Source organism: Halorarum salinum (genome assembly GCF_013402875.1).
In the GTDB taxonomy this organism is placed as follows: Archaea; Halobacteriota; Halobacteria; order Halobacteriales; family Haloferacaceae; genus Halorarum; species Halorarum salinum.
Window position 1 is genome coordinate 2650871 of the sequence record NZ_CP058579.1, and the last position, 26192, is coordinate 2677062.

Sequence of the window (26192 nt, forward strand, 5' to 3'; positions counted from 1 at the left end):
CAAAGATACCGCTCCGGGGACGACGTCTCGGGATCGCCCCCGTCCGCCGGTCGTCGAACCCCGTCGGCCGACTACAGCCGCCGACTCACGAACGGCCCGTCCTGGTGGTAGCCGAGCTTGTCGCGGTAGTAGCCCCGGACGCCGAGCCCGGAGATGACCGAGAGCTTGTCGAAGCCGGCGTCGGCGGCCAGGTCCTCGGCCGTCCTGATCAGCCGCCGGCCGTAGCCGCGGTGCTGCCAGTCGCCGTCCTCGCCGCGGCCGTCGAACGTCGCCGGCGACCCGTACACGTGGAGTTCCCGGACCAGGGCGGCGTCGGCGAGTTCGCGCCGAACGGGGTCGTCCTCGGCCGTCGGCCCCGCGCCGGGCGCGGCGTGCGAGTACGAGGGGAACCGGAGCCGGCAGAAGCCGACGAGCAGGTCCCGTACGGGGTCCTCGAAGGAGACGAACTTCTCGATCCCGCCGCCCGACTCGTACTCCATCACGTCGAGTTCCACGTCGTCGGGGTCCGGATCGGCGTCGTTGTGCCCGACCTCGCGGGCGCGGACGTCGCGGAGCTCGTACCCCTTCTCGGCGGCGCGCTGCTCCGCTAGCTGTCGGAGGTTCGACTTCCAGACGCCCGCGTCGATGAAGTCGGCCGGGATGTCGCGCTGGACGCGCTGGAGCCGGCAGTACTTCGGGATCTCGTCCATCGCGTCGGCGACGAGGTCCGCGGCCGCCTCGTTGTCGAGCGGCTCGAACTCGTCGCGGCGCCACCGGTCGTACACGCGGGTGCCGCGAACGACGAGCGTCGGGTAGATCTTCAGGTAGTCGGGCCGCCACTCCGGGTTATCGAACAGCTCCCGGAAGTCCTGCCGACACATCTCGGCGGTCATGCCGGGCTGGCCGGGCATCATGTGGAAGCCGACCTTGAACGCCGCGTCCCGGAGCCGCCGGTTCGCGTCCACCGACGCGTCGACGCCGTGCCCGCGGTGCATCTCGCGGTTCACCCGCTCGTAGGTCGTCTGGACGCCGACCTCCACCTTCGTCCCGCCCAGATCGAGCATGCGGTCGATCTGCTCGGGGTCACACCAGTCCGGCTTGGTCTCGAACGTGATGCCGATACACCGCACGTCGGCGTCCTCGTTGCGGGCCTTCACGTCCTCCAGGTACTCGAACCCGTACTCGTCGGGCTCCTGCGCGAAGCTCCGACCCTCGGCCGGGTTCGGCTCCGCGTCCGTGTCGTACTCGTTCATCGCCCGCAGCGCGCGCTTCACGAACCACTCCTGGTAGTCGTGCGAGCGGGCGGTCATCGTCCCGCCCATCAGGATGAGCTCCGCCTTCTCGACCGGGTGGCCGATGTGCCTGAGCTGTTCGAGCCTGAGGGTGACCTGCCCGTACGGGTCGTAGTCGTTCTGTTTCCCCCGTGCGGCTGCCGGCTCGTGTCCGGTGTAGCTCTGGGAACTGGAGAACTCCGAGGCCGGCCCGCCGGGACAGTAGAGACACTTCCCGTGCGGGCACATGTGCGGGGAGGTCATGATCGCGACCGGGGAGACGCCCGAGGCCGTGCGGACCGGCTTTCGGCGGACGACCTCGGTCACCTCCTCGCGGCGGCCCTCGGGGGCGTGCCGGAGGAGGTCCGTGTTCTTTGGCACCTTCGGCGCGGAGAACTCCGAACAGGCCTCGAGCTTCGCGGATTCGAGGTCGTCGCGTCCCAAGTCGCCCTCGAGGATCCGCTCCACGAGCGTCTCACAGACCCGCACGAACGCCTCGGACTCCTCCGGAGGCCCCGCGGCGTCCGACTCGACGTCCCCGGGACCCGTCGCGCCGCTCATTGGGGAGGAGTCCGCGCGTTTCTCGGGTAAGGGTTTCGTTCCGGGGGGTTCCCGGCGTTGGTTTCTCCCCGGGCACGCCGCGGCGGGGCTCCGGTCCGGAGGTCACTCGGCGTCCGGGTCGACGACCTCGACCCCGCTGAACTCGAACCGCGCGCCGCCGCCGTCGGACTCGACCGCCCGCACGTCCCAGCCGTGTGCCTCAGCCACCCGCTCGACGATGGCGAGGCCGAGGCCGGTTCCGCCCGGGATCGAGGTGTACCCCGTCTCGAACACGTCCTCCCGACGGTCGCTTGGGATCCCGTCGCCGTCGTCGGCGACGTAGAACCCGTCCCCGTCGGGGAGCGGCCCGATTCGGACGGTCGGATCGGGCCTCGGGTCGCCGCGGGGGGCGTGTTCGGCCGCGTTCCGGAAGAGGTTCTCCAGCACCCGTCGAAACCGGCCGGGATCGGCACGGAGGGTCGTCGTGCCGACCACCTCGAGGGTCCCCGCGACCGAGACTGTGTCCCACGCACGCTCGGCGGCGGGGCGGAGTTCGACCGGGGCCGTGTCGGTCGGACCGCGCCCCTCCCGGGCGAGCGAGAGCAGGTCGTCGATGAGCGACTCCATGCGGTCGTGGGCCGTGGCCACCCGGTCGAGTCGGTCGTCGTCCACGTCCTCGGCGATGAGGTCGAGGAAGCCCGACGCGGTCGCGAGCGGGTTCCGGAGGTCGTGGCTCACGAACGAGGCGAACCGTTCGAGCCGCTCGTTCTGCCGTCTGAGGTCGCGTTCCCGCTCGTACCGCTCGGTGACGTCGCGTGCGACCAGGACCGCCGCGCGCGGATCGCCGTCCTCGCGCGGCAGCGGCGCGACCCGCCCCTCGACGCGGGTCACCGACCCATCGTCGCTCCGGGAGTACTCGACCCGCTGGGGCTCCCCGGTTCGAACCGCCGCCCGGATCGCAGCGACGATGCGGTCCGATCGCTCGTCGTTGTACACGTCGCGGACGTTCCGGCCGACGGGGTCCCCGGTCGCGTGGATGGGTCCCGACCCGATCCCCGGCAGCACGTCGAGGCAGGTGCCGTCGTCGTCGTAGACGAACGCGTAGTCGGGGCAGGCGTGCGAGAGCGCCTCGAGGAACTGGTCGTCCGGCACGTCCGGCCGCGTCTCGGCGGCGGCGCGGCGGACGGCCCCGCCCTCCACCCCGGCGAGTGCCGCCTCCGCGTGACCGACGAGCATCGAGAGCCCGGCACGCGTGGTGGGGCCGAACCCGTCCCGGTTCGACGTGAGCAGTAACACCGCGCCGTCGCCGTTCAGCGGGGTGACACAGTAGTCGGTGGCGTCGCCGGCGGACTCGTCGGGAACGGCCCCACAGCGTGTGTCGCCCGACCTCACCGCGTCCGCGAGCGGCGAGTCCGCGCCCGGGAGGACCGGCGGGACCGAGGTGGGGGGTTCCGGGGGCGCCTCGACGGCGGCGCGGTAGCGGTCACCCTCGCGGCGATAGACGCCGACGGCGTCCGGATCGAGTTCCTCGAGCGCGACGCGAGCGAGCCGCTCCCGGATCCCGCGAGCGCTCTCACGCGCGCGAATCGTCCCAGCCCGGGCCCGGAGCGCGTCGAAGTCGACTGCGGGGCTCTTCTCGTGTGCGCGCCGTTCGCCGGTTCGTTCTGTGTGTTCCATGCTCACGCGAGAGCCGTCGTGGACCGTGAAGTGTCACCAGAATAAATACGTTTCCAATGACATCTCTCGGCTGCGTGACGTCGGCGGGAGGAGAAGGCGGGAGTCGACTCAGGGGAACTGTTCCGCGGCGGCGTCGACGACGGCGTCGACGACGGCGTCGCGGCGGCCCGAGAGGAACTCGATGCGGCCCTCGCGGACGCCGACGGCCGTGACGCCGGCGTTCGGGACGGCCTCGGCCGCCTCGGCGGCGATGGCGCGGACGTCCAGGTCCGCGGTCGCGCGGAGGAACAGTTCGTCCGTGCCGTACACCAGCGTCACGTGCTCGTCCTCACCCCCCCGCTCGCGTCGGTGGAGTTCGTCGGCGAGCAGCGGGGTCGGCGGGAAGTCGTACCGGTGGGCGTACGCGTCCGCGTCGAGGACTGTGAACGGGACGCCCGCGGACTCGCGGGACTCGACGTTCGCGCGGGCGGTATCGATCTCCGTCCCGAGCTTCTCGCGGAACTGCCCGGAGATGTGACCCGCGAGGGCGCCGTCGTCCTCGCCGAAGAGGATGTCCGTGATGAGCTCCCGCTTGTCCTGATAGCTCTGGTAGAACGCCTCCAGCGCGACGGCCTCGCGGAGCTCCGCGACGCGCTCCGCGTCGAAGCCGGCCTCGTCGGCGAGGTCCGCGTACGCCTCGGGCACTCCCTCCCAGTAGCTGACCGCCGGGAGGTGTTCGAGGTCGTCGCGGACGTCGGCGTTGGCCGTCGCGGCCAGCGTGGCTGCGAGCGTCGCGGTCGAGAGCCCGCCGTTGTCCGCCCCCGCGAGGTCGGGGTTGGCGAGGATCTCGACCGAGTCGGCGATCTCGGGGTCGGCGGCCGCGGCGTCGACGACGATCCGCTCGGCGCCGTAGATGCCCAGGAGGTCGAGCCCGTCGGCGGACTCCGCGGTCGAGCCCGTGCCGAGCAGGAGCACGAGCGGGAGCTTCTCGTCGTGTCGGTCGCGGTCCTGGAGCATCCGGGTCGCGTCCTTCGTCGCCGCGTCCATGTCGTACACCGGCTCGTCGATCGGCCGCCGGGTGAAGTAGTGGTACTGGGCGTCGCTCGCGGCGTGTTCCTCGCGGATGAGCGGGAGCACGGCGCGTTCGACGGCCGCGCCGGCGACGTAGCCGTCGGCGGTCGCGGCGTGGCGGACGACGATCGGGCGCGATTCGAGCACCGCGCGGCGCAGCGCCTCCGCGATGTCGAGCAGTTCGCCCTCCATCGCGTCGAGCGAGTCGTGGGCGGCGAGCGCGTCGAGCGACTCCGGGCGGGCCTCGTCGGTCAGCGCGTCGGCGAGCCGACGCTGCACGGTCTCGGCCTCCTCGCCGGAGAGCGCGGCGAGCGCCTCCGTCTCGACCTGGATCTCGTTGCGGCGGCGTTCGATCTCGCCGTCGAGCCGGACAACGTCGCCGACCTCGATCGAGGGGTACGCGCGGACGCCGGCCTCGACGAAGGCCGCGCAGTCGACGACGCCCGTCTCGTCGCGCAGTTCGAAGACGGTCGGGCCGCCGGTCTGGCGGGCGCTGACGACCTCGCCCTCGATCCGGACGTCCCGGCCGACCCGGTCCTGGAGCGACCCGATCGGGACCCGTTCGCGGTCCGCGGTCGGCTCGGACCCGCGCTCGTCGGCGTCCGACCCGGCCGAGGGGGCGTCCGTCGTCGCCCCGCCCGAACCGGACGCGGACGGTTCCTCGTCCGACCGGGCGGCCGTGGTGCCGCCGTCGTTCGACGTCTCCGCGTTCCCGGATTCGCCGGACCGGCCGGAGCCGCCGGACTGGCCGGAGTCGTCGGACCGTCCTGATTCCTCGCCGCGGTCGCGGCCGCCGGACCGGTCGGCCGGCTTCGACGTGACCGAGACCGGCCCGACGTCGTCGTCATCGTCGTCGTCGTCCGGTTCGGCGTCGCGTTCCTCGGTGCCGTCCTGGACGAGCGCGCCGCGGAAGTCGCGGTCGGCCTGGCGGATGGACCACGTGAGGTCGACGTCGCCGTTGTCCCGGACGTTCTTCACCTGGACGTACACGGGGTCGCCCGGTTCGAGGTCGAGCGACTCCAGCCGCTGGTCCAGTTCCGATCGGTGTAACAGCCCGGTGACCTGGGGCGACAGGTCGACGAAGAGGCCGAAGTCCGCGTAGCCGTCGACCGTTCCGCTGTAGAAGCGGTTCGGGACGAGCTGGCTCGGCTTGTCTCCGCGGAACTCGAACACGACGTCCTCCTGGTGGGAATCACAGACACGCCCCTCGGTGGGCGTACCACAGATGATACAGGTACCCATTTGTGCGATGGGAAGGTCCCCGGCTTAAAACGGTTGTCGAAACGTGGACGCGAGACGTCGGAACGTCGGTCGCCCTCAGATCGCCGCCGATCGGGCCAGAAGCGCCCCGAACGCGTCGATTCCCCGGAATCCGACGCCGAACACGAGCGTCGCGGGGAGCGCCCCGGCCAGCACGGCCCTGAGGGCGGTCGTCCCGTGGACGGCCCTGAGGCCGACGACGAGGAGGACGGCGCCGTAGAGCGCGCAGGCGGCCCGCAGTTCCGGAACCGGCGGCCCCGCGAGCGCGCACGGAGCGGCCGCGTACGCGACGACCTGCACCGTCTCGCTCACGCCGCCGCGGTCGCGCACGAGGACGACGAGCAGCGCCGTCTGGAGCGCGGCGACGAGGTGGAGCAGCGCGGGCGCAACGAGCAGCGCCGCGACCGCCAGCGCGAGGAGCGCCGACGCGAGTGGGCCGCCGTACACCTCCGGGATCGTCGCGGGCGCCGCGGCGAACCCCCCGGCGAGGAACGCGACGGCGACGCAGACGCCGAACACGAGCCCCGGCGCCTGGTCGCCGGGCGAGACGCCGGTCCGGAAGAAGCGCCCCGGGCGGACGAGCACCTCCGCCCACGCGCGTACGACCCCCCGTGGCCCGCGCGCCCGTCCCCCGTGGGGGTTCTCTACCCAGGTGGTCACGGTCGCCGTTGGGCGGGGACTCGCAATGACGGTTCCGATGCCCGGTCCGTTCGCTCCCCCGGGTGCTCGGGGCTCTCAGTCCCGCCGTACGGCGTGGCAGTTCCGACAGCGGGCCTCGTAGCTCTCCTCGGCCCCGACGAGGATGGTCGGGTCGTCGGCGTGGGCCGGCTCCCCCCCGATGAGCCGCTGGTTCCGCGAGGCTGGTTCGCCACAGATCGAGCAGATCGCCTGGAGCTTGTCGACGTACTCGGCGACGGCCATCAGTTCGGGCAGGGGCGAGAACGGCTCGCCGCGGAACGTCTGGTCTGTGCCCGAGACGACGACGCGCCGGTCGTCCTCCGCGAGCGCCTGGCAGACGTCGACGAGTTCGCCCGAGAAGAAGTTTGCCTCGTCGACGGCGACGACCATCTCGCCGTTCAGCGCGTCGAGCATCTCCCAGGGCCCGTCACCCTCGCTCTCCACGACGGTCGCCTCCCAGGAGCGACCGTTGTGCGTCCCGACCGTCGTCTCCCCGTACCGCTCGTCGAGCGCCGGCGTGAACACGGCGACCTCCTGGCCCGCGATCTCGGCCCGACGGAGGCGACGGAGGAGCTCCTCGGTCTTCCCGGAGAACATCGACCCGGAGATGACCTCGATCCATCCCGACCCCGTGATGGCGTGCATGTTCACCCGGGCAGTAGCCGTGGTGAAAACGGTTGCTTTCCGGTCGGCACTCGTTCGATCGCGTCCCGGCTCTTACCCGAGAGCGCAAACCCGACCGTCGGATGGCGCGCGGCGGCCGCCCCCTGTGGGCGGCCGAATCGCGCGAGGGATGAGTGAGGGGAGACCGGAGGGAGCGAGCCGAGCGAATCGGCTGGGGAGGAGCGTGGCTGTAGGTGCGGTCGGGTGGAACTGAAAGGACCCGCGGGGGCTTTCGGGGTGTTCCGACTCCATGATGCAGATTGACGGCTGCAGATGTCTCTTCTAAGGAGTAGCGTCCGAAAGGATTGTGCGTGGGTGCTGTCTGTAGGGCGACCCCGAGGGGACGCACAGCACCCGCATCCGTGGTGGATGCGTGGGACCGGATTTGAACCGGCGGACCTCTACAGGACAGCGCCCTCAACGCTGCGCCGTTGGCCTGGCTTGGCTACCCACGCACCACGCGTCAGTGCGCAGTCGTTCGTTTCCCCGAGAGGGATAAAAGGTTGTCCATCTCGACCACCTTCGGGGGACGATCGCACCCCGGCGGGCCGGTCCGAGCCAAACGGCTTTCACTCCGCCGGCCCTCGTCCGAGCCATGAACGTCGACGTCGCCGGGCTCAGGTCCATCGCGCGCGAGCACGCGGTGGTCGTCGCGGCGCTGCTCTCGACGGTGGCGCTTGCGCTCGTCTTCGCCGTCGCGCTCGAACTGGTCCCCGGCGGGTCGCTCCCTCGCGCGTCCGATGCGGCGCTGGGGGCCATCCCCCACGTCAACGCCGTCGTCTCGCTGGCCGCCGTCGGCACGATCGCCGTGGGGGTCCGCTTCGCCCGCCGCGGCGAGTACGGCCGCCACCGGGTCGCGATGCTCGCCTCGACGGCGCTGTTCGGCACGTTCCTGGTTCTGTACCTCTACCGCGTCGCCATCATGGGGCCGAACGACTTCGCCGGCCCGGCGACGCTCGAACGGTTCCTCTACCTGCCCGTGCTCGCGGTCCACGTGACGCTCGCGGTCGTCTGCGTCCCGCTCGTCGTCTACGCGCTCACCCTCGCGGCCACCCGCCCGGTCCGGGACCTGTTCGATACCCGCCACGCGCGCGTCGGCCGGGTCGCGGCGTCGCTCTGGGTCGTCTCCTTCTCCCTCGGCGTCGTCGTCTACGCGCTGTTGTACCACCTGTACTGACGCGTCCAGTCCGCGGGGTGACGGCGGCGGTCTCAGTTTCGCGCCTCCGCCACGGGCTTCACGAGTCGCACGGCCCGGCTCAGGTTATCGGCCGGGACGACGAGGTCACGCTCCTGGTGGTACTCGAGCAACCCGGCGTCCTGCATCCGCGGGACGTGGTTGTGATAGAGGGTCATGTACACCCGGAGCCGGAGGTCCTCGAACTCCCCGTCGCGCACCCCGTCGTGTTCGAACGCGGCGATCTCCTCGGCGAGCACGGGGAGTTTCACGGAGGGGCCGAACTCCGAGAGGAGCGAGATCGCGATTCTGCGCCGGGGGTGTGAGAGGATTCGGAACAGCCCGTCGTCGGATAGCTTTCCGCTGTCGACGGGTTGGTTCCTCTCACTCATCCTCTGATACCTCCGGTCCGGTCCAAAAAAGCACGTCGGAGTACGCCGGACTGGCACCCCCGTTCGTGCGGTCGCGGGGCGGCGTCGGACACGTCAATCGTCGGCGGGTTCGCCCCCGGACGTCACGGGTCGGTCGATTTCCCTGTCCGTCTCCTCGCCGTCGACGTCGAACGGGTACGCGCCGGTGACACAGCCGAGACAGAGGTCCGCGCGCGACTGGCCGATGGCGTCCGCCACCGCGTCGATCGAGAGGTACGACAGGGAGTCGGCGCCGACCGCCGCGCGTACCTCCTCGGTCGACCGGTCGGCGGCGACGAGCTCCTCGCGGGTCGCCATGTCGATGCCCATGTAGCAGGGCGCGACGATGGGCGGCGCGCCGATGCGGAGGTGGACCTCCTCGGCGCCCGCGTCCCGGAGGAGGTCGACGAGCTGGGTCGAGGTCGTTCCCCGGACGATGGAGTCGTCGATGAGCGTCACCGTCCGCCCCTCGACGGTCGACCTGATCGGGTTCAGCTTCAGGCGGACCGCCCGCTCCCGTTCGTCCTGGGTCGGCATGATGAACGTCCGCCCGACGTAGCGGTTCTTCATCAGCCCCTCGGCGAACTCCACGTCGGCGTCCACCTCCCCGGCGGCGTCGGCGTAGCCGGACGCGAACGCCCGGCCGGAGTCGGGCACGGGCATCACGACGTCGGTGTCGATGCCGGACTCGTCCCACAGCGCGCGTCCGAGGTTCCGGCGGGCCTCGTACACAAGCCTGTCGTCGATCACCGAGTCCGGTCGCGCGAAGTAGACGTGCTCGAAGAAACAGTGGGCCGAGGTCTCCTCCTCGAACAGCCTGTAGGAGTCGTAGCCGGAGCCGTCCGACTCGAGGACGACCAGTTCGCCGGGGCGGACGTCCCGGATCAGCTCCCCGTCGAGGGTGTCGATGGCGGCCGACTCGGAGGCGAGCACGTAGCCGTCCTCCAGTTCGCCGAGACAAAGCGGCCGGTTCCCGCGCGGGTCGCGCACGCCGAGCACCGCGTCGTCATGCATCACCGTCAGCGCGTAGGAGCCGTGGATGCGCCCCATCGTCCGCTTGACGGCGCGGATGAGATCGGAGTCGAGGAGGTTCCGTGCGAGGTCGTGGGCGATGACCTCGGTGTCGCCGTCGGAGGTGAACGCGTGGCCGAGCGATTCGAGTTCGTCGCGGAGTTCGCCGGTGTTGACGAGGTTGCCGTTGTGGGCGAGCCCCAGCGCGCCCGACTTGAACGAGACGGAGAACGGCTGGGCGCAACTGGCGTTCACGCCGCCCTCGGTCGGGTAGCGCACGTGCCCGATGCCCGCCGAGCCCTTGAGGTCCTCCAGGTCCTCGGGGCCGAACGCGTCGCCGACGAGCCCCATCTCCACGTGGCCGTGCTGCTGGAAGCCGTCGTGGGTGACGATGCCCGCGGAGTCCTGCCCGCGGTGCTGGAGCGCGTACAGCGAGTAGTAGAGCGGTCGGGCGGCCTCGCGGTCCGCGAGCGCGACCCCGACCACGCCGCACTTCTCGGTCGGGCCCTCCCCGTGGTGCATGCCCGACGGTCCGCACGCCGTTCACAAAAACCCTCGTTATCGTGCCTATCGACCGGCGACGGAGTAAGCAGATATGCACAAATGTGGGTATGCGGGCGTCGGCTCGGGTCCAGTTCGTCGAGTCGCGAGTCCGGACCCGTCGGAATCAGCGCCCTGTAGGGCCGGTCTAGCGGCTCCCGGATCGGGGTGCCCGAACCGGAGGGTGGTGGTCGTCCGATCGAACGGGGGCGGATCGGCGACCCTCCGTCGGCGGCCATCGGTCCGGGGGACGGACCTGCCGCTACGGCGTGGAGAGCCGAGAGGAGAGGGACGTCAGTTGTCGCCGGACTTCGACTGCCACTCGTAGTCGCGCCGCTTGGCGGACTTGCCGAAGCCGCACGAGGAGCACTGCTTCTGCTTGACGTGGTAGGACTTCTCGCCGCAGCGGCGGCACTTCACGTGGGTCGTCTTGTTCTTCTTTCCCTGGGAGGGAGTTCCGGCGCCGGTCATGCGTTGATTCTGACGACGTTGTCGCCACGGATAATCGTTGTGTCTTCCACTTCGTCGTCCGTGGAACCGTCCACGTCGGTCGGTTCGAGCACGACGTTCATGTGCTGGTCGTAGCCGGCGAGGACGCCGAAGAGACCCGTCCCGTCCTTGAGGCGGACGGTCACCGGCGTGTCGAGTGCTTCCTCCAGCACGTCGAGGGGTCGGCCACTCATACAGCGGGCGTCGGTCAGGCGAGGTTTAAATATACCGGACGACGGGAGCGGGGTTCCGCCCGGGCCGTCCGTGCGGACCGTCTCGGGGACGCGGTTTCCCGACCCGAGACGCGCTCTCCGGTTCCAGCGGCCCCGGACGAAAACCGGATCGACGGGTTCCGTTGCGGGAAGCGGAATCGACGAATGCCGTAGCTAGAGGCGGACCGACGGGTTCCGGTATGGGAAGCGGAGAATCTCCGCCGAGGAGCGCTGTCGGCCCGCGTTCCGTGGCCGTCACACCTCCGGTAGGGACGGCTTACGCGCGAACGATCACCCTTCCCGCTTCGGAATAGGCAACACTCTTGGCCCCCAAACCGAAACCAGTTCGAAGCCACGATGAACCGGCGCACGCGCGAGTACCTCTCGGGACGCTTCGGCGACTACTACCGGAGCGTCGACGTCTCCCCCCCGCCCGACGCCGACCGGCGCGAGTGGGGACACATCCCGTTCACCTCGGGCGACGGGACCACGATGGTCCGCCACCAGTCGCTGCTCGACCTGGGCGAGATCGGCGAGTTCCTCGCGCGCGAGTCGCCGCGGCACGCCTACTTCTCGGCGGCGCGCTACGACGACCCCGGCAACCGGGAGATGAGCGAGAAGGGGTGGCGCTCGGCGGACCTCGTGTTCGACATCGACGCCGACCACCTCCCCGCCGTCGATCCCGAGGCCGACCCGTATCCGGAGATGCTCGCGGCCGCGAAGGAGGCGCTCGTGAAGTTGCTCGACCTCCTCGAACGGGACTTCGGATTCGCCGACGAGGACATGACGGTCGTCTTCTCGGGCGGACGCGGCTACCACGTCCACGTCCGCGACCCGACGGTGGTCGGCCTCGACTCGACGGCCCGACGCGAGGTGGTCGACTACGTCCGCGCCGTCGACCTGAACCTCGACGGCCTCGTCGAGAGGCGGCCGAACGAACGCGGGACGCTCCAGAAGACCCTTCGCGCGGAGGGTGGCTGGGGCGGACGCGTCCACGACAGGCTCGTCGCGTACGCGGAGGACCTCCGCGCGATGGAGGAGGAGGCGGCCCTCGCGAAACTCCGGGAGCTCAACGGCGTCGGCGAGAAGACCGCCCGCACCATCCACGGGGTGCTCCGGCGGAACCCCGAGGGCGTGAAGGCGGGCAACGTCGAGCTCGGACCGGGCGCGAGCACGCTCGTCCGGGCGCTCGCCCGGGAGGTGATCGCGGAGGAGACGTCGCCCATCGACGAGCCGGTGACCACCGACGTGAGGCGGCTGATCCGGCTCCCGCGCAGCATCCACGGCGGGAGCGGGCTGGTGGTGACGCCGCTCGACCGCGACGCGGTGGACGGCTTCGACCCGCTCCGGGACGCGATCCCCGAGCGGTTCACCGGCCGGGACATCCTCGTGAAGGTGACCGAACCGGGACCGGTCCCGGTCGGCGGCGACAGGACTAAGGTGGATGCGGGAGTCCAGTCAGTCAGCGAATACGTCGGCGTGTTCCTGATGGCGCGCGGGCGGGCGGAGAAAGCGACGGAGTGACCCATGGATCTCGACGAACTACGCGGCGTCCAGTCGACCGAACGGGGGCGCGACAGCCTCCAGCACCTCCGCGACTCGTTCTACGAGGACGTCGCCGCCTACATCGCCGGCCGGAAGCGACGCCGCGACGAGCGGGCCGCGTCCGTGGACAACCCCTTCTCCGACGAACGGGTCCGGAAGCTCTCCGACGAGATCGAGACGGCCGAGGAGGTCGCCGAGTCCCTCTACGAGCGCCGGGTCGGCAAGGTCGTGAAACTCGCCTCCTTCGCGGCCGCCGACGCCCCGGTCGAGACCGAGGGGATGACCGCCGAGGAGGCGGACCTGTTCGACGACCTGGTCGAACGCATCGAGGCGAACAAGGGGAACGTCCTCGAGGTGCTCGGCGGGGGCGCCGACGTCGAACTCGACGCGCCCGCGGACGGGAGCGACGACGGTCCCGGGTCGAGGACCGCGGACGAGCGTGACGCGACGGCGGGTGGCGGGGCCGAACCCGAGGCCAGCACGCCCGACTCGGACGCCGGCGACGTCCTCGCGGACGCCATGGGCGGTGCCGAGGACCGCGCCGAAACGACCGGCGCCGCGGACGAGGGGGCCCCGCACCCGTCGGGCGGGCCCGAACCGACGGAAGCCCCGTCCGACGAACCCGACCCGAGCGCCGCCACGCGGGGCGACCCGGCCGCGGCCGACGCCGGCCCGGAACCGGCCGAGGACCGCACGACGGTCCGCATCACCCGCGACGTCGGCGAGATCCTCGGCGTCGACGACCGCGAGTACGACCTCGAATCCGAGGACGTCGTGACGCTCCCGGCCGCGAACGCCGACCCGCTCGTCGACCGCGACGCGGCGGAACCGCTGGAGTAGCGCCCTCGGTCCGTCGTCCGGACCCGTCGGAACCGGAACCGGTTTTTGCCGTCCGCTCACACGACCACCCATGCTCGAGCAAGGCGAGGAGGCGCCGGCGTTCGAACTGCCGGACCAGAACGGCGAGACCGTCTCGCTCTCGGCGTACGAGGGCGAACGCGTCGTGGTGTACTTCTATCCCCGCGCGGACACCCCCGGCTGTACGACCGAGGCGTGCGGCTTCCGCGACGCGTGGACGGAGTTCGAGGCCCGGAACGTCGCCGTCCTCGGCGTCAGCGACGACCCCGTCGAGGACCTCGCGGCGTTCGCCGACGAGTACGAGCTCCCGTTCCGCCTGCTCTCGGACGAGGACGGCGCGGTCTCGACTGCGTACGACTCCTACGGCGAGAAGAACGTCTTCGGCAACGAGGTGACCGGCGTGTTCCGGAACACGTACGTCGTCGGGCCCGGCGGGACCGTCGAGCGGGCCTACGAGGGCGTCTCGCCCGACGGCCACGCGGAGGAGATCCTGGCGGATCTCGACGAACTCGCCGCGTAGCCGACGCCGACCGGGCAGCCCACCCACCTAGCGGACGACCCCGGCTTCCCATCCGAGCAGGCGGGCGAGCGCGTGCCGTTTCAGCAGCCCGAAGCCGACGACGACCAGCAGGAACCCCGAGACCGTGAAGGGCGTCACCGGTTCCGTGAGGAGCACTGCCCCGAGCACGGTCGCCACGACCGGGACCACGTACGACACGAGGTTCGTCTCGAAGGCGCCGACCCGGTCGAGGAGCGTGAAGTAGATCGCGTACCCGACGGCGCTCGCGAACACGCCCATGAATGCGAGCGCGAGGACGATCTCGGGCGTGACCGCGTGGGGGGAGGGAATCGGTTCCCCCAGCGCGAGCGAGACGAGGTGCAACTGGACCGCGCCGAACGCCATCGCCCACGCGGTCCGTGTGAGCGCCGGCGCCGGCGGTTCGAGCGCTCTCGTGAGCACGCCCCCGAGCGACACGGAGACGGCGGCGACGAACACGAGCGCGACGCCGAGCGTCGTCTCGCCGGCGAGGGTCGCCGCCGTCGGGTTCGAGACGAGCGCCACGCCGAGGACGCCCAACAGGACGCCCAGGTATCCGCGGGCGTCGAGGCTCCCCTCCGAGAGCAGCAGCGCGGCGAACGCGGTCGTCAGGATCGGGTTGAGGCTGTAGACGACGGAGGCGATCCCCCCGGTGGTGAACTGCTGGCCGAGGAAGAGGAAGACGACGTTGACGGTCACGAGCAGCGTCGACCCGACGACGACCGACCACCGGTCGGCCGCGGTCCGCGGAAACGGGTCGTCGGTCGCGAGGAGGACGTACCCGAGCGCGATCGCCGCCCCGACGTCGAACCGGAACGCGCCGAGCAGGACGGGCGCGACGGCCGTCAGGCCGACCTCGACGGCCGGGAACGTCCCGCCCCAGCAGAGCGCGAGCGAGAGAAACAGGGCCGCGTTCCGGGTACGTGTCACGTCGAGGGGTCGTCCCGGTCCGCCTTCGCCGTTTCCGTTCCGGCCAGCCCTACGGGTTCGGGACCGCGTGAGGTCCCCCACGAACTCCGTGGTCGTGGGAGGTCAGTAGCCGCGGGAGATGAGGTAGTCCGCGAGCTCCCGGAGGAGCGTCCGCGCCTCGTTGTCGGGGAGCACGGCGAGCCGCCGCTTGCTCCGTTCGGTCAGTTCGGTCGCCATCTCCCGCGCGTAGGCGATGCTCCCGGACTCCTCGAGGCGGGCGACCGCCTCGTCGACGGCCGACTCGGTGACCTCGGCGGGCGTGTCCGCGGAGACGAGCCCGTCCACGTCGACGCCCTGCTGGCGCGCGTGGAGCGTGATGAGCGTCTCCTTCCCCTCGACGAGGTCCGAGCCGCGCTGCTTGCCCAGCCGCTCCGACGGGACCGTGAGGTCGAGGACGTCGTCCTGGATCTGGAACGCGCGGCCGGATTCGACGCCGTACTGGTAGAGCGCGTCGACGACCTCGTCGTCCGCGCCCATCAGCACCGCCGGGATGGCGGCCGACGCGCCGTAGAGGACGGCCGTCTTCAGCTCCACCATCTCGAGGTACTCCTCGGGGGTCACGTCGTCTCGGCCCTCGAAGTCGACGTCGAGCGCCTGCCCCTCGCAGATGCGCGTGCACGTGGACGCGAGGAGGTTCACCGCCTCCAGCCCGTTCGCGGGGTCGGCGCCGGTGTCCGAGAGCAGTTCGAACGCCTTCGCGTACAGCGTGTCGCCCGCGAGGATGGCCGTCTCGGTGTCGTACTCGCGGTGGACCGAGGGGACGCCCCGGCGCAGGTCGTCCTCGTCCATGATGTCGTCGTGGATGAGCGTGAACGACTGGATCACCTCGACGCTGACGGCCGACCGCATGAGGTCGAACGAGCCGCCCGAGAGCGTCGGGAACGACCGGTAGTCGGCCGATCGGGGGTCCACGTCGGCGAGCGCCTCGGCCGCCAGGAGCGCCGCAGTCGGGCGGAGCCGCTTGCCGCCCGCCTCGAGGATGTACCGGGTCGCCTCGTAGAGACGTTCGGGCTCGGCCATCGGGAGCTCCTCCTCGATCGCGTCGTTGACGAGTTCGCGTCGCTCCCGGACCGCGGCGAGCACTCGGTCCTCCGTCGCGTCCTGGGTCATCCGACTTACTCCGTCAGCTGGATCATGTTCCCGTTCTGCGTCACGTGGATGTCACGCCCGAGCGTGTAGCCCATGCCGTTCGCGAGGTCCACGTAGGGGGCGAACCCCTTCAGGTCCTGGTGGGCCGGGATGACGTGTCGGGGCTGGAGCGCGTCGAGCATCTGGTAGTGTCCCTCCTCGCGGAGGTGGCCCGAGACGTGGATCTCGTCGTAGATGCGGGCGCCCTGCATCCGCAGGAGCTGTTCGGACTGGTAGCGCTGCCCCTCGTTGGTCGGCTCCGGGATGACCCGGGCGCTGAAGATGACCTTGTCGCCGTCGTCCAGTTCGTACGGCGTCTCGCCGCGGCCCATCCGCGTGAGCATCGCGCGCGGCTCGCCCTGGTGGCCGGTGACGACGGGGAGGTACTTCTCCTTGCCCTCCTTCATGATGCGCTTGAACGTGCGGTCGACGGACTTGCGGTGGCCGTACATCCCGAGGTCGTCCGGGAAGTCGACGTAGTCGAGCCGTTCGGCGGTGCCGCTGTACTTCTCCATCGACCGGCCGAGCAGCACGGGCTGGCGGCCGATCTCCTGGGCGAACTCGACGAGCGAGGAGACGCGCGAGATGTGCGAGGAGAACGTGGTGGCGACGATGCCGCCGTCGTAGTCCTCGATCGACTCCATCACGTCCTGGAGGTGGCGACGCGCGACGGACTCGGAGGGCGTCCGGCCCTTCCGGCCGGCGTTCGTACAGTCCTCGATGTAACAGAGGACGCCGTTGCCCTCGCGGCCGATCTCGCGGAACCGCTGCATGTCGATCGGGTCCTCGAGCACCGGGTTCTGGTCCATGCGCTTGTCGAGGCCGTACACGACCGCTCCCTCGGGCGTGTGGAGGACCGGGTTGATCGCGTCGATGATGGAGTGGGTGACGTGGACGAACTCGAGTTCGACCTGCCCTGAGTCGCCGATGGACATCGTCTCGCCGGCCTCCATCTTGACGAGGTCGTTGTTGACGTTGAACTTGTTCTCGCCCTTGATCTGCTGTTTCACCAGTTCGATGGTGAACGGGCTGGCGACGACCGGCGCGTCGTATCGGTGTGCCAGCTTCGAGATGGCGCCGATGTGGTCGAGGTGGCCGTGGGTCGGCACGATGGCCTTCACGTCGCCCTCGAGGTCGGACATGACGCGGTCGTCCGGGATGGCCCCCATGTCGATGAGGTCCAGGCTGTGCATCTTCTCCGTCTCGACGTTGTCGTGGATGAGGACCTTGCTCAGGTTGAGCCCCATGTCGAACACGACGATGTCGTTCCCTGCGCGAACTGCCGTCATCTGGCGGCCGACTTCCTCGTAGCCGCCGATTGTTGCGATTTCGACTTCCATTGTCTTCTGTTGGTGTTGCGAGCGTTGAACGTCCGCCCCGCCGCGGATCGGCTGGCGGACAGGCTCGTACGGAAAGCCCCGGTAACACGGGTGACTGTGACCCCGGCGTCTTGCAGCGCGTCGGTCCGCAACCCCGCTATACGGGCGGATCGTCCTCCGCCCGTACTTGCCCGCGGGCTCTGGTACGTGGACGTAGTTCGTCCCCTGTTAAAACTGTGCGGGTTCGACGATACGCGTCGCCGCGTGCAGAGGCGGGTCGTCGTCGACGGTGCGAACGGGTCGCGGAAGACGAGGGACGGTTCGTGGACGGTACGGACGAGCCGCGGAAGGGGGCATCGAAAGCTCCGGACGCTGGAGACGGTACGGTCGCCGTCGTTCGAGTGAGCTTCGCTCTCTCGTGATGCTGCCGGATTCCTGCGGAATCTGGCCGCTGACGGGAAATCAAAGATTTCCCGTACTGACGAAAGGCGCGAAGCGCCTTTCGAACCACGCTCCTCAGCCGGCTCGCTTCGCTCGCCTCCTTGCGGTGCATACGTCGTCCGGGCTCAGCGAGAGCCGCGGGGGCTTCCAGGATCGATAGCGTCGATGTGAGCGCGCTGCGGTCGCCGGCCGTACCGATCGGCCCGGTCCCGAATCAGCGCTCCCGGAACACCTTTCCCCGAAACACGCGACTCAACAGGCATGATAGACGAGACGGTCGAGGAGATCCGCGAGATGCAGACCCACTCCTCGTCGGTCGTCGCCGTGAAAGCCACCCGGGCGCTCGGGGAGCTCTCGACACGGGAGCACGCCGCGCTCGACGAGTTCGAGCGCGACCTCGAGTACAACGCCGGGGCGCTCCGCCGCGCGAACCCCTCCCACGCCTCCCTCCATCGGGCGATGACCGAGGTCTCGGACGCCGTCATCGGGAACGCCGAGTCCGTCGAGGGCGCGATCGAACTGCTGAAGACGGCCGTCGAGCAGACGATCAGCCGCATCGAGACGGGCAAGCACGAGGCGGCCGAGAACGCCGCCATGACGTTCGAGGACGGCGAGACGTTCCTCACGCACGACTACTCCTCGACCGTGCTGGAGGCCGTCGAGTCGGCCGCGGCCGCCGGGAACCACATGACCGCCCACGTCACCGAGGCGCGGCCGCGCTACCTCGGCCGGAAGACGGCCCGCGCGCTCGCCGCGATGGACCGCGTCGAACCGCGCCTCTCGGTCGACAGCGCCGCGGGCTACTGTCTCGACCGCTGCGACCGGATCGTCATCGGGATGGACTGCATCGTGGGCGACACCCTCTACAACCGCGTCGGCACCTTCCCGATCGCCGCCGCCGCCGCCGAGGTCGGCGTCCCGGTCGTCGTCGTCGGCTCCGGGACGAAGGTCATCGAGGACGGCTTCGTCTTCGAGAACGAGTTCCGGCCGCCGAGCGAGGTGATGCTCGAACCCGTCGAGGGCATCGAGATCGAGAACCCCGCCTACGACGCGACGCCGATGAGCCTCGTCGACCGTGTCGTCACGGACGAGGGCGTCCGGGAGTTCTGAGGCCGGCTCCGAGGCGGAACCTACACCTCGACCCACTCGCCCGACTCGTCGCTCCGCTGGACCGCGTCGAGCAGTCGCTGGACCTCGTACGCCTCGCCGAAGGAGGGGGAGAACTCCCCACCCTCGGCCACGGCGGTCAGGAACTCGTAGTTCTCGTGGACGAACGTGTGCTCCCAGCCGAGGACGTGACCCGGCGGCCACCACGCCTCGACGTAGGGGTCCGACTCGTCGGTCACGAGCACGGTCTCGTACCCCCGAGCGTCGCCGGCCATCACCTCCAGTTCGTTCATGCGCTCGAGCGAGAACCGGATCGACCCGTCGGTCCCATGGATTCCGATGGAGTGATCGTTCTTGTGCCCCTCGGCGACGCGGGAGGCCTCGAAGGTGCCCATCGCGCCGTTCTCGAACTCGGCCTGGGCCGAGTAGGCGTCGTCGACGGTGACCGGGCGACGCTCGTCCCCGCCAGGCACCGGGCGCTCCTCCGTGAACGTCGTGAGGTGGCCGGAGAGTCGCTCGATTCCGCCGGTGTGGTCGTTCACCAGGAAGCCGATGAGGTCGAGAGTGTGGGCGCCGACGTCCCCGAGCGCGCCCGACCCGGCGAGTTCCTCGTCCATCCGCCAGGCCCAGGGCGCCTCGGGGTCCGACAGCCAGTCCTGGTAGTACCGACCCGAGACGTGGCGGATCTCGCCGAGGGACCCGTCGTCGATCAGCCGCTTCGCGTACCGGATCGCGGGGACGAACCGGTAGTTGAACGCACAGCCCGCGACCGCGTCGCTCGCGGCGGCGGCGTCCCGGAGCTCCCCGGCGCCCTCGAGCGTCGGCGCGAGCGGCTTCTCACAGAGGACGTGCGTGCCGGCCTCCAGGGCCGCCTTCGAGGGTTCGACGTGGAGGTGGTTCGGGCCGAGGTTGTAGAAGGCGTCCACCTCGTCGACGACCTCCCGCCAGTCGGTCGAGGTGCGCTCGAACCCGAACCGGTCGGCGGCCTCAGCGAGCGCATCCTCGTCCCGGCCGATCAGCGTGTGCCGGCGCACCTCCGGGGCGTCGGGGAAGAACATCGGCAGTCGGGCGAGCGCGTTCGAGTGGGCCTTCCCCATGAAGCGGTAGCCGAGCATGCCGACGTCGAGCGGTTCGTCCGCATCGATCGTAGTTTCGTCTCCGTGGCTCATATCGGTCACTCCGCCCAGTAGGCGTCGCCGGGGGTCGTCTCGAACACCGCGCGGTCGAGCAGGTCGACGGCCTTCTCCAGCCCTTCGCGCGAGGAGGTGAGCGAGTCCTCGTGCTCGATCGAGAGCGCGCCGTCGTAGCCGACCATCCGGAGCGTGGAGACCACGTCCTTCCAGTGCTCCTCGCCGTGGCCGTATCCGACCGAGCGGAACAGCCACGAGCGGTCGGCCTCCTCCGTGTAGTCGGTCGTGTCCAGCACGCCCTTCTCCCGGGCCTGCGCCCCGTAGATTCGCGTGTCCTTCGCGTGGACGTGGTGGACGGCGTCGGCGTCGCCGAGCAGGCGGATCGCCTCGGTCACGTCGATCCCCTGCCAGTAGAGGTGCGAGGGGTCGAAGTTGGCGCCGACGCGCTCGTTCGTCAGGTCGCGCAGTTTCAGCATGCCGTGTGGTTCGTACACCAGCATGTTCGGGTGCATCTCGACCGCGACGTCGACGCCGTGGTCCGCGGCGTGGTCCGCGAGGTCGGTCCAGTACTCCTCGGCCCGTTCCCACTGGTACTCGTGGGCGTCCCGGTGCTCGGTCGGCCATGGCGCCGTGATCCAGTTCGGCACCTCGTCGTTCGGGCCGCCGGCGGGCAGCCCCGAGAAGCAGGTGACCGTCCCCACGTCGAGTTCGTCGGCGAGTTCGATCGCCTCCCGGAGTTCGGCGTCGGCCTTCTCGGCGGTCGCCCCGTCCGGGTGCAGGGGGTTGTTGTGGGTGGCGAGCGCGCTGACGTACAGGTCGTGCTCGTCGAGGTCCGCGCGGAGGTCCGCGCGGGCGTCCCCGCTCGCGAGCAGTTCCGCGCGGTCGATGTGCCCCTGTCCAGGGTGGCCCCCGACGCCGAGTTCGACGGCGTCGACGCCGATTCCCGAGAGGTACTCGAACGCATCCGGCCGCGGCTGTCCGCCCAGCGGGACGGTCAGTACGCCGATGTCCATGGGTGCCGTTGTACTACGGGTCGAATAAACCTTCAGGGAGCGGACCGGCCGGACCGTTCGGGAGGTGACGGCCGTCGACTCGTTCGGGGGCGGATCGGTTCCGACCGTCGACGACGCCGGGTCCGAACGGAGTCGATGGGTTCCGGGACGTGACGGACGGTCGGCGGTTCCGAACGGACTCGTCAGTCGACCTGTGCCGCCTCGGCCGGTTCGCCGACGTGGGCGACCGGCTCGGAGCCGAGCTGGACGGCCCGGCCCGTCTCGTCGGACCGGTAGATGCCGTCGACGACGCGCTGGACGGTGAGCGCCTGATCGACCGTGTTTCGCGCGGGCGGCTCGCCGGTCGCGACCGCCTCGAGGAACGCCGCCTGCTCGGCCTCGTGGGTGTCGAGTTCCCGCGTCGAGACCGAGGTCTCGCTCAGGTGGTTGGTCCCGCCGGTGCCCGACTCGTACAGCGTGAGTTCGCCGGTGCCCCGGTCGAAGTGCGCGCCGCCCTCGGTGCCGCGGACGTAGAAGTCGTTGCACGCGGGTCGGTTGGTCGCCCACGCCGCCTCCAGCGAGAGCGTGTGGCCTTCGGTGCTCCGGACGAACGCCGAGACGGAGTCGTCCACGTCGAACCCGGCGGGCCCTTCGTCGTCGCCCCACATCTCGACGTACGCGTAGTCGTCGCGGCCGCCGAACTGCGAGCGCGCGACGCCGGAGACCTCCGCGATCTCCGGGAAGTCCATGAAGTGAAGCCCGAGGTCGATCGCGTGGACGCCGATGTCGACGAGCGCGCCGCCTCCGGACACCTCGTCCGTCGTGAACCACGACCCCCGTCCGGGGATCCCCCGCTGACGGATGAAGTTCGCCTCGACGTGGCGGATCTCGCCGAAGCGCCCCTCCTCCCGGTAGTGGGTGAGCACCTCCGCCGCCGCGGAGAATCGGTTGTTGAAGCCGACCATGCAGAACCCGGGCGCGGTCCGGGCGGTCCGGGCGATGATCTCGGCCGACTCGAGGCTGTGTGCGAGGGGTTTCTCGAGGAGGACGTCGAGGCCGGCTTCCAGCGCGGAGACGGCGTACTTCTCGTGGAAGCTGTTCGGCGTGGTCACGAGGACGGCGTCGGCCACCTCGTACAGGCCCTCCGCGTCGTCGAACGTCTCGACTCCGTGGGCGTCGGCGAAGCGGCGCCGGGCCTCCGGGTCGACGTCCATCCCGCCGACGAGGTTCCCCCCCTGCCGGATCAGCCGCTCCGCGTGGTAGTTTCCGATCCCGCCTAGGCCGATGATACCGACGGGGACGTCCGTCACGTTCGTCATAGGAGCGTCTTACCGGTCCGGCGTCCATAAACCCGCCGAATGTATTTTGGGGGTCGCGTCCGTACCCCCACGGTCTGAACCGACTACGCCAGGATCGGGGGGCGACTCGGCCCGGTAACGGCCGACTCTGTCCCCGAAAGGCCACCCCTGCTCCCTCGACGGGGCGCGCAACTCCGGTTAGCATCGGGTTTCGCGCCGATGGGACCGTATAACGCTCCCCGGTCTCGCCGACTCGTGGAAACCTGTTGAGGTCGCGAATGGCTCGTCCGCTCCTGCCTCCACCTTCGTCCCCGCCTCCACCTTCGTCCTCGCCTACACCTTCGGATACCGGGCCACCTTCGGCGCGCCGATGCGGGCGACCTGCTCCTCGGAGAGCGACACCTCGAGCGCGCCGAGGTCGTCCCGAAGCTGTTCGATCGTCTTCGGCCCGACGATGGGTGCGGTGACCACGTCCCGCTCGAGGAGCCACGCGAGCGCGACCTGCGCCGGGGTCGCGTCCTCCTCGTCGGCGACCGCGCGTACCGCCTCGAGGACGGCCCAGTTCTCGTCCGTGAAGTACGCCCGGACCGACTCGGAGGCCGCCCCGCGGGTCCCCTCGTCGGGGTCGGCGGCTCGCTCGTACTTCCCCGTGAGGAACCCGCCGGCCAGCGGCGACCACGGGATGACGCCGAGCCCTTCTCCCTCGGCGACCGTGAGGAGGTTCGCCTCCTCGTGTCGCGCCACCGCCGAGTACTCCGGCTGGACGCACGCGAACCGGCCGTAGTCCTCGAGGTCGCTCGTGTACAGCGCCTTCGTCAGTCGGTAGGCCGTCGTCGTCGACGCGCCGACGTACCGGACGCGACCCGACTCGATCAGGGCGTCCAGCGCGGCGAGCGTCTCCTCGATGGGGGTGGTCTCGTCCCACCGGTGGATCTGGTACAGGTCGACGTAGTCGACGCCGAGGCGGTCGAGGCTCGCCTCGCACTGGTCGAGGACGTGCTTGCGGGAGAGCCCCCCGCCGTTCGGGCCGTCGCGCATGTCGCCGTACACCTTCGTCGCCAGCACGAGTTCGTCGCGGTTCGCCGAGGCGACGGCGTCGCCGACGATCTCCTCGCTCTCGCCGCTCGAGTAGACGTTCGCCGTGTCGAGGAAGTTGACGCCGGCGTCGAGCGCCTCGTGGATCAGGTCGACGCTGGCGTCGCGGTCGTTCATCATCCACGGCTGCTCGGAGCCGAAGTTCATGCAGCCGAGACAGAACCGGGAGACCTCGAGCCCCGTGCGCCCGAGCGTCGTGTACCGCATCTCGGTCATGGCAGCAAGTTTTGCCGCGCCGCGAATAAGCCTGCGGAACGCCGCCGACGGCACGTGCGCGAACGGTTCACACGCGAACGCGACGGGCAAAGACAACCCTTAAACGCCGCGCGGAGGATTCTCGGGACATGGCTGGAACCATCGAAGTGCTCGTCCCCGGTGGCCAGGCCAACCCCGGCCCGCCGCTCGGGCCGGAGCTTGGCCCGACCCCGGTGGACGTGCAGGCGGTCGTGCAGGAGATCAACGACCAGACGACCGCGTTCGACGGCATGGAAGTGCCCGTCACCGTGGAGTACGAGGACGACGGCTCGTTCACCATCGACGTGGGGGTCCCGCCGACCTCCGAACTCGTCAAGGACGAGGCCGGCTTCGAGACCGGTTCGGGCGAGCCCCACGAGAACTTCGTCGCGGACATCTCGGTCGAACAGCTGAAGAAGATCGCCGAGCAGAAGCAGTCGGACCTGCTCTCGTACGACGTGAAGAACGCGGCCAAGGAGGTCGCGGGCACCTGCGTCACCCTCGGGGTCACCATCGAGGGCGAGGACGCGCGCACCTTCAAGGAGCGCGTCGACTCGGGCGAGTACGACGACGTCCTCGCGGAAGAAGCGGCGGCCTAGTTCTCCCCTCCGTTTCCGTCGTTTCCGCCCCGGGAGCTGCCGCACCGTCGGACCATGGGTCCTCCGTCGAGGAGCGGGACGACCTCGGGGTCCGAGGGTTCGAGGACGAGCACACGGTCCAGGGTAGACGAATTCCGGGTCCGTGCGGCCGCGAGCCCTCGTGCGGGGGCACCACACGCGCTTCAACGCTTCGACGGTCTTAAGTGGCGCATGACCGTCCGTTCCGGTGAGACAGGCGTACGCCTGTTTCACTGACCCGTAGGAGCATTCCTGCGTACTACGGAGGTGAAAGATGGCAGATTCAATAGAGGACGCAGTGATCCAGGCGCTGGAGAACGCCCCACCTCGCAACTTCCGCGAGACCGTGGACTTGGCGATCAACCTCCGCGACCTGGACCTCAACGACCCGTCGAATCGAGTCGACGACGAGGTCGTCCTTCCGGGCGGAACCGGACAGGACACCCAGATCGTCGTCATCGCGGAGGGCGAGACCGCCCTCCGTGCGGAAGACGTCGCCGACGACGTCCTGTCGGGCAGCGACCTGCAGGACCTCGCCGACGAGGAGAACGAGGCCAAGGACCTCGCGGACGACACCGACTTCTTCATCGCCGAGGCCGACATGATGCAGAACGTCGCGTCCACCCTCGGACGCATCCTGGGGCCGCGCGGCAAGATGCCGACGCCGCTCCAGCCCGACGACGACGTCGTCGAGACCGTCAACCGCATGAAAAACACCGTCCAGCTTCGGTCCCGCGACCGGCGCACGTTCCACACGCGCGTCGGCGCACAGGACATGTCCGCCGAGGAGATCGCGGGCAACATCGACGTCATCGTCCGCCGGCTGGAGGCGGACCTCGAGAAGGGGCCGCTCAACATCGACGGCATCTACGTCAAGACGACGATGGGGCCGTCCGTGGAGGTGCCCGTCTGATGAGTTCGAGCGACGTCCGCAAGACCGAGACGATCCCCCAGTGGAAGCGCGAGGAGGTCGAGGAGCTCAGCGAGTTCCTCGAGCGGTACTCCTCGGTCGGCGTCGTCGGCGTGACCGGCATCCCGAGCCGGCAGCTGCAGGCGATGCGCCGCGACCTCCACGGGAAGGCGGAGCTCCGGATGAGCCGGAACACGCTGTCGACGCGCGCGCTCGAGGAGGTCGACGACGGCCTCGAGGAGCTCGCGGACTACGTCGCCGGCGAGGTCGGGCTCATCGGGACGAACGACAACCCGTTCGGGCTGTACAAGCAGCTCGAGGCGTCGAAGACGCCCGCGCCGATCAACGCCGGCGAGGTCACCCCCAACGACATCGTCATCCCGGAGGGGGACACCGGCGTGGACCCCGGCCCGTTCGTCGGGGAACTCCAGCAGGCCGGCGCGGACGCGCGCATCCAGGAGGGCTCCATCCAGGTGCTCTCCGACTCGACCGTGCTCGAGGCGGGCGAGGTCGTCGACGACACCCTCGCGAACGTCCTCTCGGAACTCGGCATCGAGCCGAAGGAGGTCGGCCTCGACCTGAAGGCCGTCTACTCCGAGGGCGTGCTGTTCGAGCCGGACGAGCTGGCCATCGACGTGGACGAGTACCGCGCGGACGTCCAGTCCGCCGCCGCCGCCGCACGGAACCTCTCCGTCAACGCGGCGTACCCGACCGACCGCACGGCCGGCGCGCTGCTCGGCAAGGCCGCCGGCGAGGCGAAGGCGGTCGGGCTCCACGCGGCCATCGAGGACGAGGAGCTCATGCCCGACCTCGTCGCCCGCGCCGACGCGCAGCTGCGCGCGCTCGCCGCGACCGTCGACGACGAGGAGGCGCTCCCCGAGGAGCTCCAGGGTGTCGAGGCGCCGAGCGCCCCGGCCACCGAGGACGAGGAACAGACCGACGACGAGGACACGGAAGCCGAGGCCGACGCCGAGGAGCCCGACGACGATGACGACGACGAGGGCGACGCCGGCGAGGGCCTGGGCCAGATGTTCGGATAACGACGGAGATTCACAAC

At 70.1% G+C, this 26192-nt stretch carries 24 protein-coding genes and 1 tRNA gene; 8 read left to right on the forward strand and 17 right to left on the reverse strand.

Features of this window, described 5'->3' with window-relative positions; all coding sequences use genetic code 11:
• Window positions 1–71: 71 nt before the first annotated feature.
• From HUG12_RS13125 to HUG12_RS13150, 6 genes are all read right to left on the reverse strand, one after another.
• Entirely contained in the window at window positions 72–1811 is a 1740-nt protein-coding gene (locus HUG12_RS13125) for a tRNA uridine(34) 5-carboxymethylaminomethyl modification radical SAM/GNAT enzyme Elp3 (protein WP_179269199.1), read from the reverse strand.
• Window positions 1812–1913: 102 nt separating this feature from the next.
• On the reverse strand, window positions 1914–3467 hold the full coding sequence (locus tag HUG12_RS13130) for a sensor histidine kinase (RefSeq protein ID WP_179269200.1): 1554 nt from the start codon (window positions 3465–3467) through the stop codon (window positions 1914–1916).
• 108 nt (window positions 3468–3575) lie between these two features.
• A complete protein-coding gene (locus tag HUG12_RS13135; protein ID WP_179269201.1) occupies window positions 3576–5759 on the reverse strand; it encodes a DHH family phosphoesterase in 2184 nt (727 codons plus the stop codon).
• 75 nt (window positions 5760–5834) lie between these two features.
• Complete coding sequence (locus tag HUG12_RS13140; protein ID WP_179269202.1) at window positions 5835–6437, reverse strand: YIP1 family protein; 603 nt, start codon at window positions 6435–6437, stop codon at window positions 5835–5837.
• A 75-nt stretch (window positions 6438–6512) separates the two neighbouring features.
• Window positions 6513–7100, reverse strand: a complete 588-nt coding sequence (locus tag HUG12_RS13145) for a thymidine kinase (protein WP_179269203.1) — start codon at window positions 7098–7100, stop codon at window positions 6513–6515.
• A gap of 388 nt (window positions 7101–7488) precedes the next feature.
• Window positions 7489–7573: transfer RNA gene (locus HUG12_RS13150), tRNA-Leu, on the reverse strand.
• A 140-nt stretch (window positions 7574–7713) separates the two neighbouring features.
• Between HUG12_RS13150 and HUG12_RS13155 the strand changes: the two genes are divergently transcribed.
• The gene (locus HUG12_RS13155; protein WP_179269204.1) at window positions 7714–8295 is read left to right on the forward strand and encodes a DUF420 domain-containing protein; all 582 of its coding nucleotides are present in this window, start codon (window positions 7714–7716) and stop codon (window positions 8293–8295) included.
• A gap of 32 nt (window positions 8296–8327) precedes the next feature.
• Here the strand turns inward: HUG12_RS13155 and HUG12_RS13160 are convergent, their stop codons facing one another.
• The 4 genes from HUG12_RS13160 to HUG12_RS13175 all read right to left on the reverse strand — a co-directional run bounded on the left by HUG12_RS13160 (window position 8328) and on the right by HUG12_RS13175 (window position 10936).
• On the reverse strand, window positions 8328–8684 hold the full coding sequence (locus HUG12_RS13160; protein ID WP_179269205.1) for a DUF7344 domain-containing protein: 357 nt from the start codon (window positions 8682–8684) through the stop codon (window positions 8328–8330).
• 93 nt (window positions 8685–8777) lie between these two features.
• On the reverse strand, window positions 8778–10235 hold the full coding sequence (gene purF, locus HUG12_RS13165; protein WP_179269206.1) for an amidophosphoribosyltransferase: 1458 nt from the start codon (window positions 10233–10235) through the stop codon (window positions 8778–8780).
• Window positions 10236–10547: 312 nt separating this feature from the next.
• Entirely contained in the window at window positions 10548–10724 is a 177-nt protein-coding gene (locus HUG12_RS13170) for a 50S ribosomal protein L37e (RefSeq protein ID WP_179269207.1), read from the reverse strand.
• Complete coding sequence (locus HUG12_RS13175; RefSeq protein WP_179269208.1) at window positions 10721–10936, reverse strand: LSM domain-containing protein; 216 nt, start codon at window positions 10934–10936, stop codon at window positions 10721–10723. Before HUG12_RS13175 ends, HUG12_RS13170 begins: the two co-directional genes overlap by 4 nt.
• A 375-nt stretch (window positions 10937–11311) precedes the next feature.
• Here HUG12_RS13175 and priS point away from each other — a divergent pair, with 375 nt between their 5' ends.
• From priS to bcp, 3 genes are all read left to right on the forward strand, one after another.
• The gene (gene priS, locus HUG12_RS13180; protein ID WP_179269209.1) at window positions 11312–12478 is read left to right on the forward strand and encodes a DNA primase small subunit PriS; all 1167 of its coding nucleotides are present in this window, start codon (window positions 11312–11314) and stop codon (window positions 12476–12478) included.
• A gap of 3 nt (window positions 12479–12481) precedes the next feature.
• Window positions 12482–13339, forward strand: a complete 858-nt coding sequence (locus HUG12_RS13185) for a DNA replication complex subunit Gins51 (protein ID WP_179269210.1) — start codon at window positions 12482–12484, stop codon at window positions 13337–13339.
• Window positions 13340–13409: 70 nt separating this feature from the next.
• Window positions 13410–13877, forward strand: a complete 468-nt coding sequence (gene bcp / locus HUG12_RS13190) for a thioredoxin-dependent thiol peroxidase (RefSeq protein ID WP_179269211.1) — start codon at window positions 13410–13412, stop codon at window positions 13875–13877.
• Window positions 13878–13904: 27 nt separating this feature from the next.
• Here the strand turns inward: bcp and HUG12_RS13195 are convergent, their stop codons facing one another.
• From HUG12_RS13195 to HUG12_RS13205, 3 genes are all read right to left on the reverse strand, one after another.
• Window positions 13905–14825, reverse strand: a complete 921-nt coding sequence (locus HUG12_RS13195) for a DMT family transporter (protein WP_179269212.1) — start codon at window positions 14823–14825, stop codon at window positions 13905–13907.
• 102 nt (window positions 14826–14927) lie between these two features.
• On the reverse strand, window positions 14928–15974 hold the full coding sequence (idsA3, locus tag HUG12_RS13200; protein ID WP_179269213.1) for a geranylfarnesyl diphosphate synthase: 1047 nt from the start codon (window positions 15972–15974) through the stop codon (window positions 14928–14930).
• Between the two features lie 5 nt (window positions 15975–15979).
• Window positions 15980–17332 carry a ribonuclease J gene (locus HUG12_RS13205; protein WP_179269214.1) on the reverse strand — a complete coding sequence of 451 codons (1353 nt, stop codon included), beginning with the start codon at window positions 17330–17332 and terminating at the stop codon, window positions 15980–15982.
• Window positions 17333–18013: 681 nt separating this feature from the next.
• On the opposite strand from HUG12_RS13205, the gene HUG12_RS13210 reads away from it, so the two are divergent.
• Window positions 18014–18862, forward strand: a complete 849-nt coding sequence (locus HUG12_RS13210) for a translation initiation factor eIF-2B (protein WP_179269215.1) — start codon at window positions 18014–18016, stop codon at window positions 18860–18862.
• 20 nt (window positions 18863–18882) lie between these two features.
• Here HUG12_RS13210 and HUG12_RS13215 read toward each other — a convergent pair whose 3' ends face one another.
• From HUG12_RS13215 to HUG12_RS13230, 4 genes are all read right to left on the reverse strand, one after another.
• Window positions 18883–20028, reverse strand: coding sequence for a Gfo/Idh/MocA family protein (locus tag HUG12_RS13215; RefSeq protein ID WP_179269216.1), 1146 nt, complete (start codon window positions 20026–20028; stop codon window positions 18883–18885).
• A gap of 5 nt (window positions 20029–20033) precedes the next feature.
• Window positions 20034–21002, reverse strand: a complete 969-nt coding sequence (locus tag HUG12_RS13220; protein WP_179269217.1) for a sugar phosphate isomerase/epimerase family protein — start codon at window positions 21000–21002, stop codon at window positions 20034–20036.
• Between the two features lie 182 nt (window positions 21003–21184).
• A complete protein-coding gene (locus HUG12_RS13225) occupies window positions 21185–22300 on the reverse strand; it encodes a Gfo/Idh/MocA family protein (protein ID WP_179269218.1) in 1116 nt (371 codons plus the stop codon).
• Window positions 22301–22612: 312 nt separating this feature from the next.
• Window positions 22613–23590, reverse strand: a complete 978-nt coding sequence (locus HUG12_RS13230) for an aldo/keto reductase (RefSeq protein WP_246308051.1) — start codon at window positions 23588–23590, stop codon at window positions 22613–22615.
• 128 nt (window positions 23591–23718) lie between these two features.
• Between HUG12_RS13230 and HUG12_RS13235 the strand changes: the two genes are divergently transcribed.
• The 3 genes from HUG12_RS13235 to HUG12_RS13245 all read left to right on the forward strand — a co-directional run bounded on the left by HUG12_RS13235 (window position 23719) and on the right by HUG12_RS13245 (window position 26175).
• Window positions 23719–24207, forward strand: a complete 489-nt coding sequence (locus tag HUG12_RS13235; protein ID WP_179269219.1) for a 50S ribosomal protein L11 — start codon at window positions 23719–23721, stop codon at window positions 24205–24207.
• A gap of 292 nt (window positions 24208–24499) precedes the next feature.
• Complete coding sequence (locus HUG12_RS13240; protein ID WP_179269220.1) at window positions 24500–25138, forward strand: 50S ribosomal protein L1; 639 nt, start codon at window positions 24500–24502, stop codon at window positions 25136–25138.
• Entirely contained in the window at window positions 25138–26175 is a 1038-nt protein-coding gene (locus HUG12_RS13245) for a 50S ribosomal protein L10 (RefSeq protein WP_179269221.1), read from the forward strand. Before HUG12_RS13240 ends, HUG12_RS13245 begins: the two co-directional genes overlap by 1 nt.
• Window positions 26176–26192: the final 17 nt, after the last annotated feature.